We start from the raw sequence: 13627 nt of genomic DNA, 5'->3' as shown, positions 1-13627 counted from the left end.
GGCGACTCCCGCCCCGAGCGTCGAAACGGCTCCCCAGGCAAGCACAGCCGGACGCGGCGGGAAAGACGTACGTCGGCCACCCGCGCCGACCGGGTTCGTCGCCCGGTGTTCGGGCGGTGGTCACCCGGCGTGCCTACGGTGCGCGCCATGAGACGACCTTCGATCATGCTCGCCGCGGCCGCCCTGACCGTCGCGCTGGCCTCACCCGCGTCGGCCCACGGGGGCCCGGCGGGCGGCCCCGCGGACGGCGGCTTCGGGCGGGCCACCCTCACCGGTTTCGCGTCGCTCCCCGCCGAGACGTTCGTCCCGGACAGCGAGCCGTCCGGCGCGCTCCTCGGCCCGGGGCCCTTCAACGGCGTCACCGCGCCCTTCGCCGGCCAGCCCGTGCAGGGCTTCAGCGGAGTCGTGAACCGCCACGACGGCACCTTCGACGTGCTGTCCGACAACGGCTACGGCAACAAGGCCAACAGCGCCGACTTCCTGCTGCGCGTGCACCGCGTGAAGCCGGACCTGAAGTCCGGGAAGCTGAGGGTGCTGGGCGGCTTCCACCTCAGCGACCCGCACCACAGGGCCCCGTTCGCGCTCACCCGCGCCGACCGGGTGCTGACCGGCGCCGACCTCGACGTCGAGTCGATCGTCCGGGGCGCCGACGGGACGTACTGGATCGGCGACGAGTTCGGCCCCTTCCTGCTGCACTTCGACGCCCGGGGCCGTCTCCTGGAGGCCCCCGTCGAGCTGGAGGGCGTCCGGGCCCCGGAGAACCCGTACCTCGACGGCGCTCAGCCCACGCTCGGCGGCAGCAAGGGCTTCGAGGGGCTGGTGCGCTCCGTCGACGGGCGGCGCCTCTACCCGCTGCTGGAGGGCACGGTGACCGGCGACACGCCGGGCGACCTGCGCTTCAGCGAGTTCGACCTGCGCACCCGCGCCTACACCGGCAAGCGGTTCGTCTACCGCCTGGAGTCGCCGGCGCACGCCATCGGTGACGCCGTCGCCGTCGACCGCCACCGGTTCCTGGTGATCGAGCGGGACGGCGGCCAGGGCGACGCGGCCGTGTTCAAGCGGATCTACCTCGCCGACACCCGGGACCGGGACCGGGACGGGCTGCTGGACAAGACCCTGGTGGCGGACCTGCTGGACCTGGCGAACCCGCGGGGCGTCGGAGGCTTCGGGGAGACGTTCCGCTTCCCGTTCCAGACCATCGAGGACGTGGTCCTCCTGGACGACCGGACCCTGGCGGTCCTGAACGACAACAACTTCCCCTTCTCCTCGGGCCGCACCCCGGGCCGGGCGGACGACAACGAGTTCATCACCGTCCGGCTGGCGGGCCGCCTCCACGCGGACCCGCGCGCCCTGCGCTGACCCGCGCCGCGCACGGCCCGGCGCGCGGGCGGGCGTCCCGGTGACTAGCGTGAGGAACCGGACCCCACGGGTCCGACCACCCACCGATCAGGAGAGGGCCGCAGCCATGGCCGTACGACCTGAGGGAACGCCGTGCTGGGCCGACGCGATGTTCGGCGACCTCGACGGGGCCGAGGAGTTCTACGGCGAGGTCCTCGGCTGGACCTTCGGCGAGACGTCCGAGGAGTTCGGCAACTACACCGAGGCGTACGCGGCCGGCGAGCCGGCGGCGGCGGTGGTCCCGCCGATGCCCGGCCAGGAGGGCTCCCCGCAGTGGTGCCTGTACATCGCCGTCGAGGACGCCGGGGCCGCCGCGCGCAGGATCCGCGACGCCGGCGGCGAGATCGTGCTGGAGCCGACGCGGGTCGCCGACCTCGGCACCATGTGCCTGGCCCGGGACCCCGGCGGCGTCCTCTTCGGCGTCTGGCAGGCCGCCCGGCACGAGGGCTTCGGCGCGCCGATGGGCGGACCGGGCGCCTTCACCTGGGCCGAGATCTTCACCCGGGAACCGGCGAAGTCCGACGCGTTCTTCCCCGCCGTCTTCGGCTACACGGCGCAGCGGATGCAGGGCGACACGACGGACTTCCGGGTGTACGGCCTCGGCGACCGTCCCGTCCTGGGCCGCATGGAGATGACGGAGGACTTCCCGCCGGAGGTGCCGCCGCACATCAACCTCTACTTCGGGGTCGCCGACTGCGACGCGGCCGTGTCGCGGGCGACCGGGCTCGGCGGCGTCCTGCGGTCCGGCCCGGCGGACACGCCCTTCGGGCGGTTCGCGTCGCTCACCGACCCGCAGGGCGCCGGCTTCTCCGTGATCGACACCTCGCGCACCGAGGGCGAGGCGCCGCCGCTGACGGACGTCTGACGGCCCCGCCCGCGCCCCGGGGCCCGGCGCGGCCATGGCATGATCGAGCCCATGCGTGAACGTGTTGTGGCCGCGTGCGACGGGGCTTCGAAGGGAAACCCGGGGCCGGCGGGCTGGGCCTGGGTCGTCGCCGACGCCTCCGAGGCCCCGGCCCGCTGGGAGGCGGGCCCGCTGGGCAGGGCCACCAACAACGTCGCCGAGCTGACCGCGCTGGAGCGCCTGCTGTCGGCGACCGACCCGGACGTGCCGCTGGAGATCCGGATGGACTCCCAGTACGCCATGAAGGCCGTCACCACCTGGCTGCCCGGCTGGAAGCGCAACGGCTGGAAGACGGCCGCCGGCAAGCCGGTCGCCAACCAGGACCTGGTGGTGCGCATCGACGAGCTGCTCGACGGCCGCACCGTCGAGTTCCGCTACGTGCCCGCCCACCAGGTCGACGGCGACCCGCTCAACGACTTCGCCGACCGCGCCGCCAGCCGGGCGGCCGTCGCGCAGGAGGCCGCGGGCAGCGCCCTCGGCTCCCCGGAGCCGCCGCCCGCGCCGGACACACCGGTGAAGGCCCCGCGCTCCCGGTCCCGCGGCGGCTCGCCACGGACCGCCAAGGCGTCCTCGGGCACCCGGACCTCCTCGCGCACCATCAAGGCGAAGTTCCCCGGCCGCTGCCCGTGCGGCCGCTCCTACGCGGCCGGCGAGCCCATCGCCAAGAACGCCGGCGGCTGGGGCCACCCCGAGTGCCGCGCGGAGGCCGGGAGCGCCTGACCGGGCACCCGGCGGATCAGGCGTCGAAGGTGTAGTACGCCGTGTGGTCCAGCAGGTCCGCCGGGGTCACGTCGTTCCACGGCTTCATCGTCTCGTGCAGGTCGACCACGTCCGGCGTCCCGGCGGCCGGGAGGTAGCCGGAGGCGGGGTGCCGGCGCTGCCAGTCGGCCCACAGCCGGTCGATGTAGGCGTGGTGCAGCCAGAACACCGGGTCGTTGGGGGAGACCCCGGTGGCCATCTGCCCGCCGACCCACACGTGGACGCGGTTGTGCAGGTTGACGCCCCGCCACCCCTCCAGGTGGTTGCGGAAGCCGTCCGAGCCGCTGTTCCAGGGCGCCGTGTCGTACGTGGGCATGGCCAGCACGGACTCGACATCGGCCGGCGTCGGCAGCTGACGGCCGCCGGCGCCGAGCGAGCGGCGCAGGAAGGTGCGGCCGTCGACCCGGACGCCGATCGGCCAGTTGCCCGTGGCGGCGGCGAACGGCCCGTCCATCACCCGCCCGTCCAGGCTGCGTCCGGTGCCGCCCATGAAGTCCGGCGCCCACAGCGAGGACCGCAGCGTGCGGTCGGTGCTCCAGTCCCAGTACGGCAGCGCCACCGACGCGTCCACCTGCTGCAGCGCCCGCTCGAAGTCGAGCAGGAATCTGCGGTGCCAGGGCAGGAACGAGGGCGAACGGTGGCCCGTCCGCTCGCCGTTGTCGGTGTCGGCGACGATGAAGGCGTTGTGCGTGGTGACGAACTCGTCGTAGCGGCCGCTGCGCTTGAGCTCCAGGACCGCGGCGACGAAACGCCGCTTCTCGTCGGCGGTCAGCGCGGCCTGGTTCTTGCGGACGGTCATGTGCGGGTACTCCAAGGATCCGTGCGGCGGGGTCAGTTGGCGGGGAAGGGGAGCAGCGGGGCGCCCTGCAGTTCGTCGACCGCGGCGCGGGCGGCGGCGCGCGGGGTGGGCACCGGGTCGTAGTGGCTGACGACGCTGATCCAGCTGCCGTCGGCGTTGCGCATCACGTGCAGCTCCACCCCGTCGACGAACACGGCGTAGCCCGGCCCGTGGTGGTGGTGCCCGCCCCCGGCGGTGGGCCGTCCCTGTATCCGGCGCCCCTTGTAGACCTCGTCGAAGGATCGGGGGGAGCCGGGGCGGTGGCCGCCCGCGGCGGACGCGGCGGGGGCGGCGACGGTCTGGGCGGCGACGGCGACGGCGGCCGCGGCGGTGAGCGCACGGCGACGGCTGAGTTCCGGCATACGGACCTCCTGGGATCGTTCGGCTGACGACTCGTATGCCTATCCGCCCGGTGCCGAACGGGAGAAATCGCCGCGGACCGGTTGGCTCCGATCCGGGCAATTCCCCGCATGTGGTGCAAGGTTGAACGAAGATGATCTTGCTGTGGGCGGGACCCGTGCCGGTGCGGAACGGGTAATTCCTGCCCCGGGGAGTGCTGTTGGGCAAGATCCTTCGCGCCGTGACCCGTCCCGCGTGTCCCACCTCACGCCGCGAGATTGGCGCGATCCGGAGCGCCGCTGGACGCCGCCCCGTCCTGCTACTGTGCGTCGTCACCGAACCGCGATGAGTAACCCCAGGGGTGTGTGTGAAGGTCGCCTGCGTCGGCGGCGGGCCCGCCGGCCTGTACCTGTCGATCCTGCTGAAGCGGCAGGACCCCTCCCACGCCGTCACCGTCTACGAACGCGCCCCCGAGGGGTCGACCTACGGCTGGGGCGTGACGTACTGGCGCGGCCTGCTCGACCGGCTGTCCGCGCACGACCCCGAGACGGCCCGCGCCCTCGACGCGCACTCCGCGCGGTGGACCGACGGCGTCGCCCACGTCCGCGGCCTCACCACCCGGCACCGCGGCGACCAGGGCCACGGCATCGGCCGCCACCGCCTGCTGGAGATCCTCGCCGCCCGGGCCCGCGAACTCGGCGTGCGCCTGGAGTACGAACACCCCGTCGAGCCCGGCGACCTGCCCGGCGCCGACCTCGTCGTCGCGGCCGACGGCGTCCACAGCGCGCTGCGCACCCGGCACGCCGACCACTTCGGCACCCGCCTCACGGCCGGCCGCAACCGCTACCTCTGGCTCGGCACCAGCAAGGCCTTCGACGCCTTCACCTTCGCGTTCGAGGAGACCGAGCACGGCTGGATCTGGTGCTACGGCTACGCCTACGGCGCCGACGCCGGCACCTGCGTCGTCGAGTGCGCCCCCGAGACGTGGACCGGCCTGGGCCTGGACCGGGCGGACCGGGCCGACGGACTGGCCCTGCTGGAGAAGCTCTTCGCCGGCGTGCTCGACGGCCACCCGCTCACCGCCCGTCCCGCCCCCGACGGCGGCACCCCGTGGCTGACCTTCCGCACCCTCACCAACCGCACCTGGTACCGCGGCAACCTCGTCCTGATCGGCGACGCCGCCCACACCACCCACTACTCCGTCGGCGCCGGCACCACCCTCGCCCTGGAGGACGCCGTCGCCCTGGCCGGGGCGCTGCGCGCGCACCCCGCCCTCCCGCAGGCCCTCGCCCGCTACGAGCGGGAACGCCGGGCGGCCCTGGTGCCGGCGCAGAGCGCGGCCCGCCTCAGCGCCCAGTGGTACGAGAACCTGCCGCGCTACATGGACCTGCCGCCGGAGCGCATGTTCGCCCTGCTGGGCCAGCGCCACTCGCCCCTGCTGCCCCACGTCCCGCCCCGGCTGTACTACCGCCTCGACCGGGCGGCCGGCCGGCTGGAGGCGCTGCGCCGCCTCAAGCGCTGGCTGGGGCCCAAGCTCGCCCGGACCGCGCACGCACGCGCGCCGCGGCCCCGCCCCTAGGCCCTTCCGCCACGGCCCCGCGGTCCCCGGACGGTCCGGCCGACCGGCACGGAACCGTCCGGGCCGGGGCGGCACAAGACACCGGTGGACACGCGGCAGGCACCGGTGACCACGCGGCCGGAACGCCGCGCGGCCGGGCCCTCGCGCCGGATCACCCGGCCGGCGGCGGCGCCCCCGGACCCGCACGCCCATGCCGGCGTGCACGGGACGGACCGGGCGGTTCCGCGCCGGCCGGGAACGGATGACAGACTGACGCCATGGACGAGCGCACATTCGACAGGTCGGGCCAGCACGCATCCGTCGTCGGCCTGGGCACATGGCAGCTGGGTGCCGACTGGGGAGACGTCGACGACAAGGAGGCCCTCGCGGTCCTGGAGGCGGCCGCCGAGTCGGGGGTGACCTTCTTCGACACCGCCGACGTCTACGGCGACGGGCGCAGCGAGCAGACCATCGCGGCCTTCCTGAGCGGCCGGCCCGATCTGCACGTGCTCGTCGCGACGAAGATGGGCCGCCGGGTCGACCAGATCCCGGAGAATTATGTTCTGGACAACTTCCGCGCCTGGAACGACCGTTCCCGCCGCAACCTCGGCGTCGACCGCATCGACCTCGTGCAGCTGCACTGCCCGCCCACGCCCGTGTACTCCACGGACGAGGTGTTCGACGCGCTGGACACCCTCGTCGAGGAGGAGCGCATCGCCGCGTACGGCGTCAGCGTCGAGACCTGCGCCGAGGCCCTGACGGCGATCGCCCGGCCGAACGTGGCGAGCGTGCAGATCATCCTCAACCCGTTCCGGATGAAGCCGCTGCGCGAGGTGCTCCCGGCCGCGCGGGAGGCGGGCGTCGGCATCATCGCGCGGGTTCCGCTCGCCTCCGGCCTGCTGTCCGGCAAGTACACCAAGGACACCGTCTTCGCCGCGGACGACCACCGCACCTACAACCGCCACGGCGAGTCCTTCGACGTGGGCGAGACCTTCTCCGGCGTCGACTACGAGACGGGCGTCGAGGCGGCCGCCGAGTTCGCCGCGCTCGCGCCCGAGGGGTACACCCCCGCGCAGCTGGCCCTGCGCTGGATCGTCCAGCAGCCCGGTGTCACCACCGTGATCCCCGGCGCCCGCTCTCCTCAGCAGGCCCGCGCGAACGCGGACGCCGCCCGGCTGCCGGAGCTGGACGAGCGGACGCTGGAGGCGATCCGCGACCTGTACGAGCGCCGCATCAAGGACCAGGTCGAGTCCCGCTGGTGAGGCACCTCCCGCGCTGAGGGGGTGCTACGGCTCCAGGAGCAGCTGCCTCTCCTGCTCCTGGTCGCCGGAGGCGGCGCCCTGGTCGCGGGCCGTGAAGGCCTTCCCCAGGGTGTCGCCGGCGCGCTGGACCGCCTCCGGGGTGCCCTGCAGGGTGACGGTCACGGGCGTGGACAGCCGGGGGGAGTCCGCCCCCTCGGAACCGCCCGCCCCCGGGGCCGCGCCGCCGTCGAACGTCGCCGTGCGGACCGTCGCCCGCTCGTCGCCGGGCATCTCGTCCGGCGCGCCGAACACCTCTTCCAGGGCCCGGACGACCGCCTGCGCGTCGTCCACGCCTCCGCCACTGAGCGTCACGGTGAGCTGCGTACCGGACATCCGTCCACGACCTCCTCGAACCTGTGCGTAACGGGGACCGTGTAACCGCCCGCCGGTCGTCGAAACCGGCCGGACCGGGACGCCGGCCGCCGACGGGGAACCCGCAACCGAACAGGACGTGGGTCGCGCGCACCGGGAGGGCACGATGAGGCAGCCGGCGGAGGACGGGGCCAGGCGCAGGGGGCGCAACGAGACGGAGGAGGAGAGAGCCGACCGGATGTGGCAGGAGCTCATCCAGGAGGTCCGCGTGGCCCAGATGGGCGTGCAGATCCTCTTCGGCTTCCTGCTCACCGTCGTGTTCACCCCGAAGTACGACGACCTGACCGACACCGACCGGACCATCTACATCGTCACCGTGGTCCTGGGCGCCTGCGCGACCGGTGCGCTGATCGGACCGGTGTCCCTGCACCGTCTCGTGGCCGGGCGGCGGGTGAAGGCGCAGGCGGTCCGGTGGGCCTCCCGGCTCACCCTCCTCGGGCTGGTCCTGCTGCTCGCCACCATGGCGGCCTCGCTGCTGCTCATCATGCGCGTGGCCACGCACGACGGCTTCGTGCCCTGGCTGGTCACCGCCGTGGTGCTGTGGTACCTGCTGTGCTGGTTCGGGATACCGCTGTGGACGCGGCGCCGCCACACGTCCCGGTGACCGGGGGACGGCCGCACGAGTACGGCTGACCCCCGGTCACCGGGCGTCAGCTCCCGGCGAGGATGTCCGCGAGGAAGTCGTCGACGCGGACCTCCTCCCGCCCGGGAGCGACCACCTCGTAGGTGTCGCGCAGGAAGGCGGAGAACGTCTCCGCCCACGCGAAGACCACGGCGTGGTGGCGGCCGCCGTCCGCGTGGGCGTCGCCGTAGAACTCCATGCGCAGTTCCTGCCAGGTGCCGCGCGACTCGGGACACATCCGCACGTCGCCCACGCCGACGGGGCGGGTGAGGCCCTCGGCGATCATCTCGCGGTCCAGCTGCCACCGGGCGAGCACCCGGCCGTCGTGGCTGAAGACGATGGTGACGGCGAAGGGGTCCGTGGCGTCGTAGCTCAGGTGGGCGAGTACCGGAAAACGGTCCGCGGCGCCCGACTGAAGCTGCACCACCAGCGTCTTGTGCACGAACGAGTTCACGAAAGGGCCTCCGGAAGGAACCGACGTAGAGCCCTCTAGTACCCCCGAATCGCGCGGCATGCTCCGCCCTCCGGGTGATTCCGTGGGGTCCGCCGCAGGTCCGGGCGGCGAAGAAAGGGCGAACAGGACGCAACCGGCGCCCGGGCGGCACCGCGCCGCCGCGCGCGGCGCGGCGGACCCGCGTACGGCGGTGCGCCCGGCCGCGCCGGCCGCCGCGCGCCGGTGGACGGCGTCGTCGAGGAGGCCCGGGACGCCTTCCCGCGTGCCCGGGAGACCGCGGACACCGGCCGGGAACGCGAGCCGGCAGCGACGGGGCGGCCGGACCCGGCCGGTACGACCGGCGGGTGGTGGACGCGGCGCTCGACCGGCGGGTGGTGGACGCGGCTCTTGATCAGCCGGTCCGCCCCGGCCGCGGTGACCGGCCCGGCCGCGGTCCCGCCGGCTGCCCGGCCCGCGACCTCGCCGGCGGCTTCCGCCGCGCCGCGGTCGGGGCGGGCCGCCCGGCGCTCCCCCGGGCGACGAGCACGCCGTCCGGGTCGACGTCCCGGTGGTGCGGCGGCCGCACGCCGCCTCCGGCGACGGACTGCTGCTGCGGCGCCCGCTGCCGCCCGCCTCCTGCCGGTCACGGCGGAGGCGCGGCGGCCGGTCAGGCGAAGGCGTCGCGCAGGGCCGGGAGCAGGGTCTTCTCCGACCAGTCCAGGAACGCCGGCTGCGACTCGCCGCCGATCTGCACCAGGGCGATCTCGGTGAACCCGGCCTCCGCGTACGGGCACACGGCCTCGACGAAGTCCTCCGGGTCGGCGCCGCACGGGATCGCGTCGGCGACGTCGTCGGGCGTGACGAACCGGGTGGCCGCCTCGAAGGAGTCCGGGTGCGGCAGCTCGGCGTTGACCTTCCAGCCGCTGCCGAACCAGCGGAACTGGGAGTGCGCCCGCTTGACCGCCGTGTCCCGGTCGGGGTCGTAGCACACCGGCAGCTGCCCCACCCGCGGCTTGCCCTCGCCGCCGTGCCGGTCGAACGCCTCCAGCAGCCCCGCCTTGGGCTCGGTGGCGATGACCAGGTCGGCGAGCCGGCCCGCGAGCTCGCAGGACCTCTCCCCGGAGACGGCGATGCCGAGCGGCGGCGGCTGGTCCGGCAGGTCCCACAGCCGGGCGGACTCCACGTCGAAGTGGGTGCCGCGGTGGTTCACGTGCCCGCCCTCGAAGAGGGCCCGGATGATCTCGACCGCCTCCACGAGCATCTCGTGCCGCACGTCGACGGACGGCCAGCCGCCGCCCACCACGTGCTCGTTGAGGTTCTCGCCCGAACCGAGGCCCAGCCGGAAGCGGCCCTCGGACAGCAGCTGCATCGTGGCGGCCTTCTGCGCCACCACCGCCGGGTGGTAGCGGAACGTCGGACACGTCACGTACGTCATCAGCGGGATGCGCGAGGTGGCCTGCGCGGCCGCGCCCAGCACGCTCCACGCGTACGGTGCGTGCCCCTGCGAGCGCAGCCACGGGAAGTAGTGGTCCGAGGTCACCGAGAAGTCGAAGCCCGCTTCCTCGGCCCGCACCACGTGGTCGACGAGCTCTCGGGGGCCGGCCTGCTCGGTCATCATCGTGTATCCGATTTGCACCATGACCGGCGAGTCCCCGGCCGGGCGGGCCGAAAACGGGGCGGTCATCCGTCCGGGAGGCGGTCGGACGCCCGGCGGTGGGGCAGCATGCCGTCATGAGCGACCGCCCCCTGCCCGCCGCCGCCCCCGCCGACCTGGGCGTCGACTCCTCGGGCGTCCACGCCTTCCTGGACGCCGTGGAAGCCGCCCCCGACATCGAGCCGCACGGCCTGATGGTCCTGCGGCACGGCCGCCTCGCGGCCGCCGGCTGGTGGGCGCCGTACACCCCCGGCCGCCCCCGGCTGCTGTACTCGCTGAGCAAGAGCTTCACCGGGACCGCGGCCGCCCTCGCCGAGGCCGAGGGACTGCTCGACTTCGACGCCCCGGTCCTGTCGTACTTCCCGGAGTTCGCGGCGGACGTCACCGACCCGCGCAGCCGGGCGATGCGCGTGCGGGACGTGGCCTGCATGGCCAGCGGCCACCTGCGCGACACCGTCGAGGAGGCGTACGCGCGCGATCCCGAGGAGCCCGTCCGGGGGTTCCTGCTGCTGCCGCCGGACCGGGACCCGGGCACGGTCTTCGCCTACAACCAGCCCGCCACCTACACCCTCGCCGCGATCGTGCAGCGCGTCACCGGGCAGCCGCTCACCGCCTACCTGCGGCCCCGGCTGCTGGACCCGCTGGGCGTCGGCGAGGTGGCCTGGCTGCGCGACCGCTCCGGCCGGGAGATCGGCTTCAGCGGGCTGCACGCCACCACCGACGCCGTCGCCCGGCTCGGCCAGCTGTACCTGCGCGACGGGGTGTGGGACGGCGGCCGGCTGCTGCCGGAGGGCTGGCCGGCCCGGGCCGCGCGCCCGCACGTCCCGACCGCCGGGGCCCTGGGGGACGCGGACCGGCAGGACTGGGACCGGGGCTACGGCTACCAGTTCTGGATGTCCCGGCACGGGTACCGCGGCGACGGGGCGTACGGCCAGTTCTGCCTGGTGCTGCCCGAGCAGGACGCCGTGATCGCGGCGACGGCGGCGACCGAGCGGATGCAGGAGTACCTGAACCTGGTGTGGCGGCATCTGCTGCCCGCCTTCCGTCCCGCGCCGCTGACCGGCCGGGCGTCCGCCGACGCGTCCCTGCGGGAGCGGCTGGCGGGCCTGGCGCTGCCGCCGGCCGCGGGCGCGCCCGGGCCGCCGGACGGGGCCGGGACCTGGTCCGGCGCCCGGTTCACCCCGCACGGCGGCCGCTGCGACGGCCGGCCGGACCTGGAGGCGGTCACGGTCGCGGCGGGCCCCGACGGCTGGACCGTGACCCTCACCGAGGACGGCCACGGGCTCGCGCTGCGGCTCGGCCGGGGCGGCTGGACCGTGGCGGAGCAGCCGCTGCCGACCGCCGTGAGCGGCGGCTGGACCGACGCCCGCACGCTCGTCGTGGACGCGCGGTTCCTCGAGACACCGCACCGCCTGACGGTGACGTGCTCCCTCGCCGAGGGCACGTTCCGGGCGCGGTGGCACACCCGGCCGCTGCACGGCGCCCCGCTGCGGCTGCTGCGGGCGCCGGGCGGCTCAGGCTGACCCCGCGCGGAACGTCCGCAGGACGGTACCGAGCGCCTCCCGGCCGGCCGCGTCGTCCCAGCCGGCGGCCGGGGCCGTCCAGCGCAGCGAGAAGCCGCGCCCGCCGCCGAGCAGGAAGCCCCGGCCGAAGGTGCGGACGCGGACCCCGCCGGCCCGGGCGTACCACTCCATGTCGGCGGCCTCGCGCCCCTGGTAGGTCGTCGCCCGGATCGCGCCGATCCGCCGGTACCCGCCGGTCCGCTCCAGCCCCGGCTCGACGTCGTCCCGCCAGACGGCGACCGGGTCGGGGCCCAGCCGCTCGCTGTAGGTGACCGCCAGGGTGCGCGGATCGCCGTCCGCGCCGAACACGATCCGGTACGCCCGGTCCGCCCCGGGCGAGGTGGTCTGCCGCCGCCAGCCCGCGGGGAGCGCGACGGAGAACCCCTCCGGTGCGCGGTACGGGCGGTAGCCGGGCGGCAGCGCGGTGCCGGACGCGGACGGCGCCGGCGGCTCGGGGACGGCGGAGGAGGCCGGCGGGGCCGAGGGGGAGGCCGTGGGGGCGGTGCTCCCCGGCGGCGGCGCGGTCGTGCCGTCGGGGCGGTCGCCGGGCCCGGCGTCCACGGCCGGCGGACGGGACGGCGCGTCGGCGGCGGAGGTGCCGGTGCCGGGCAGGCCGTGGAGGGCGGCGAGCACGGCGACCGCGACGGTGACCACGGCCAGCGCGGTGCCCGCGGCCGTCGCGTGTCCGCTCCACGCCCGGCCCGCCCCGGAGGCGGCCGCGTACCCGCCCCGCACGCGGGGCCGCGGCACCGCCCCCGCCGCGCTCCCGGGCTCCTCGGTGAGCACGCGGGTGAGGGCCTCGCGCACCACCGGGCGGGTCAGCCGCTCCCGGGAGTCCTTGCGCAGCAGCCCCTGGATCACCCGGGCGAGCGGCCCGGCGCGCACCGGCGTGCGCAGCGGCAGCCGGTCCACGCTCCGCAGGGTGGTCTCGGGCCGGCCCCGGTCCCGGAAGGGCGGGCGGCCCTCGACCGCGGTGTAGAGGACCGCCCCGAGCGCCCACAGGTCGGCGGCCGGGCCGACGCGCTCGTCGCGGGCCTGCTCCGGGGAGGCGTAGGACGGTGCCGTGAGCCGGGGGGCGAGGGTCGCGCCGGCCAGGCCGTATCCCGTGACGGCGACGGAGCCCTCCGCGCGGACGAGCACCTGGCCGGGGCTCAGTTCGCCGTGCGTGATGCCCTCGCCGTGCGCGGCGTCCAGCACGTCGAGCAGCGCCAGTCCGAGGCGCGCCGCCCGCACGTAGGTGAACGGGCCGCGCTCGGCCAGGAGGTCGCCGAGCGGGGTGCCCTCGGTCCACTCGGTGACGGTCCACAGCGCGCCGGCCTCGTCGACGGCGTCGAGCACCGTGGGGATCCGGCCGGGGCACAGCCGCTCCATCGTCTCGGAGGTGCGCAGGACCCGGGCGGCGGCCCGGCGCTCGCCGCCGTCGTGCGGATCGTCGTCCGGAAGCCCGATCTGCGTCACCAGGCAGGGCCGGGACGTGCGGACGTCCTCCCCGGACCAGCAGATGCGGTTGGTCTCGCGGTGGACGATCTCGAGGAGCCGGTAGCGTCCGGCGAGCAACTCGTTGTCGGAGACGTGCGCCCTGCCCATGGCCATCCCTCGCTGAACCTGCGGTCGCCACATTTTCCAGAGGTACGGCGGGCCGGGCGGGAAGCGTTCAACGAAATGCCGCCCCCGGGCAAAGTCTGTCTTTTGTTCAACGGCGGCGAGCGGATGTGCGAGGGAATTGCGTCATGACCCGTGGGGCCGTGCCTCACCTGCGGAAACGGGCGGCGGTCGGACGACCTGGCAGTAACCGCGGGTAATTCGAAAGATGGCGACGGCACGGAACTCGCCGGAGCCCGGCCGGAATTCGGCGCGCAATCCCCGCGGCCGTGCCGGGCCGTTCCA

13 protein-coding genes are annotated in these 13627 nt (G+C 75.2%); 7 read left to right on the top strand and 6 right to left on the bottom strand.

Annotated features, from left to right (window positions below; all coding sequences use genetic code 11):
* Positions 1-147: 147 nt before the first annotated feature.
* The 3 genes from ACIF8T_RS10355 to ACIF8T_RS10345 all read left to right on the top strand — a co-directional run bounded on the left by ACIF8T_RS10355 (position 148) and on the right by ACIF8T_RS10345 (position 3022).
* Positions 148-1359: an esterase-like activity of phytase family protein gene (locus ACIF8T_RS10355; protein ID WP_400033239.1), complete on the top strand. Its 1212-nt coding sequence runs from the start codon at positions 148-150 to the stop codon at positions 1357-1359.
* Between the two features lie 106 nt (positions 1360-1465).
* Positions 1466-2263: a VOC family protein gene (locus tag ACIF8T_RS10350; protein ID WP_400033237.1), complete on the top strand. Its 798-nt coding sequence runs from the start codon at positions 1466-1468 to the stop codon at positions 2261-2263.
* 39 nt (positions 2264-2302) lie between these two features.
* Complete coding sequence (locus tag ACIF8T_RS10345; protein WP_400033235.1) at positions 2303-3022, top strand: ribonuclease H; 720 nt, start codon at positions 2303-2305, stop codon at positions 3020-3022.
* A gap of 16 nt (positions 3023-3038) precedes the next feature.
* On the opposite strand, the gene ACIF8T_RS10340 is transcribed toward ACIF8T_RS10345, so the two are convergent.
* Positions 3039-3860: a tyrosinase family protein gene (locus tag ACIF8T_RS10340; protein ID WP_400033234.1), complete on the bottom strand. Its 822-nt coding sequence runs from the start codon at positions 3858-3860 to the stop codon at positions 3039-3041.
* Positions 3861-3892: 32 nt separating this feature from the next.
* Complete coding sequence (locus ACIF8T_RS10335) at positions 3893-4261, bottom strand: tyrosinase cofactor (protein ID WP_400033232.1); 369 nt, start codon at positions 4259-4261, stop codon at positions 3893-3895.
* Between the two features lie 338 nt (positions 4262-4599).
* Here ACIF8T_RS10335 and ACIF8T_RS10330 point away from each other — a divergent pair, with 338 nt between their 5' ends.
* On the top strand, positions 4600-5817 hold the full coding sequence (locus ACIF8T_RS10330; protein ID WP_400033230.1) for an FAD-dependent monooxygenase: 1218 nt from the start codon (positions 4600-4602) through the stop codon (positions 5815-5817).
* 257 nt (positions 5818-6074) lie between these two features.
* Positions 6075-7058 carry an aldo/keto reductase gene (locus tag ACIF8T_RS10325; protein WP_400033228.1) on the top strand — a complete coding sequence of 328 codons (984 nt, stop codon included), beginning with the start codon at positions 6075-6077 and terminating at the stop codon, positions 7056-7058.
* A 24-nt stretch (positions 7059-7082) separates the two neighbouring features.
* Here the strand turns inward: ACIF8T_RS10325 and ACIF8T_RS10320 are convergent, their stop codons facing one another.
* Positions 7083-7430, bottom strand: coding sequence for a hypothetical protein (locus ACIF8T_RS10320; RefSeq protein ID WP_400033226.1), 348 nt, complete (start codon positions 7428-7430; stop codon positions 7083-7085).
* Positions 7431-7575: 145 nt separating this feature from the next.
* Between ACIF8T_RS10320 and ACIF8T_RS10315 the strand changes: the two genes are divergently transcribed.
* The gene (locus tag ACIF8T_RS10315) at positions 7576-8073 is read left to right on the top strand and encodes a DUF6328 family protein (RefSeq protein ID WP_400033225.1); all 498 of its coding nucleotides are present in this window, start codon (positions 7576-7578) and stop codon (positions 8071-8073) included.
* 46 nt (positions 8074-8119) lie between these two features.
* Here ACIF8T_RS10315 and ACIF8T_RS10310 read toward each other — a convergent pair whose 3' ends face one another.
* Complete coding sequence (locus tag ACIF8T_RS10310; RefSeq protein WP_400033223.1) at positions 8120-8545, bottom strand: SsgA family sporulation/cell division regulator; 426 nt, start codon at positions 8543-8545, stop codon at positions 8120-8122.
* A 646-nt stretch (positions 8546-9191) separates the two neighbouring features.
* Positions 9192-10163 (bottom strand): LLM class F420-dependent oxidoreductase, encoded by a 972-nt coding sequence (locus tag ACIF8T_RS10305; RefSeq protein ID WP_400033221.1) that lies wholly within the window; start codon positions 10161-10163, stop codon positions 9192-9194.
* A gap of 92 nt (positions 10164-10255) precedes the next feature.
* Between ACIF8T_RS10305 and ACIF8T_RS10300 the strand changes: the two genes are divergently transcribed.
* Positions 10256-11701: a serine hydrolase domain-containing protein gene (locus ACIF8T_RS10300; RefSeq protein ID WP_400033219.1), complete on the top strand. Its 1446-nt coding sequence runs from the start codon at positions 10256-10258 to the stop codon at positions 11699-11701.
* Here the strand turns inward: ACIF8T_RS10300 and ACIF8T_RS10295 are convergent.
* The gene (locus ACIF8T_RS10295; protein ID WP_400033217.1) at positions 11693-13333 is read right to left on the bottom strand and encodes a serine/threonine-protein kinase; all 1641 of its coding nucleotides are present in this window, start codon (positions 13331-13333) and stop codon (positions 11693-11695) included. The genes ACIF8T_RS10300 and ACIF8T_RS10295 overlap by 9 nt on opposite strands.
* Positions 13334-13627: the final 294 nt, after the last annotated feature.

This window comes from Streptomyces sp. NPDC085946 (assembly GCF_044540485.1).
Lineage (GTDB): Bacteria > Actinomycetota > Actinomycetes > Streptomycetales > Streptomycetaceae > Streptomyces.
Note: the sequence above shows the minus strand (reverse complement) of the source record. Positions and strands in the feature narration are given on the sequence as shown.

What these genes read in the sequence shown, in the direction of transcription:
- ACIF8T_RS10355 (WP_400033239.1), top strand. Translation starts at nt 148, where the DNA reads ATGAGACGACCTTCGATCATGCTCGCCGCGGCCGCCCTGACCGTCGCG.
- ACIF8T_RS10350 (WP_400033237.1), top strand. Translation starts at nt 1,466, where the DNA reads ATGGCCGTACGACCTGAGGGAACGCCGTGCTGGGCCGACGCGATGTTC.
- ACIF8T_RS10345 (WP_400033235.1), top strand. Translation starts at nt 2,303, where the DNA reads ATGATCGAGCCCATGCGTGAACGTGTTGTGGCCGCGTGCGACGGGGCT.
- ACIF8T_RS10340 (WP_400033234.1), bottom strand. Translation starts at nt 3,860, where the DNA reads ATGACCGTCCGCAAGAACCAGGCCGCGCTGACCGCCGACGAGAAGCGG.
- ACIF8T_RS10335 (WP_400033232.1), bottom strand. Translation starts at nt 4,261, where the DNA reads ATGCCGGAACTCAGCCGTCGCCGTGCGCTCACCGCCGCGGCCGCCGTC.
- ACIF8T_RS10325 (WP_400033228.1), top strand. Translation starts at nt 6,075, where the DNA reads ATGGACGAGCGCACATTCGACAGGTCGGGCCAGCACGCATCCGTCGTC.
- ACIF8T_RS10320 (WP_400033226.1), bottom strand. Translation starts at nt 7,430, where the DNA reads ATGTCCGGTACGCAGCTCACCGTGACGCTCAGTGGCGGAGGCGTGGAC.
- ACIF8T_RS10315 (WP_400033225.1), top strand. Translation starts at nt 7,576, where the DNA reads ATGAGGCAGCCGGCGGAGGACGGGGCCAGGCGCAGGGGGCGCAACGAG.
- ACIF8T_RS10305 (WP_400033221.1), bottom strand. Translation starts at nt 10,163, where the DNA reads ATGGTGCAAATCGGATACACGATGATGACCGAGCAGGCCGGCCCCCGA.
- ACIF8T_RS10300 (WP_400033219.1), top strand. Translation starts at nt 10,256, where the DNA reads ATGAGCGACCGCCCCCTGCCCGCCGCCGCCCCCGCCGACCTGGGCGTC.
- ACIF8T_RS10295 (WP_400033217.1), bottom strand. Translation starts at nt 13,333, where the DNA reads ATGGCCATGGGCAGGGCGCACGTCTCCGACAACGAGTTGCTCGCCGGA.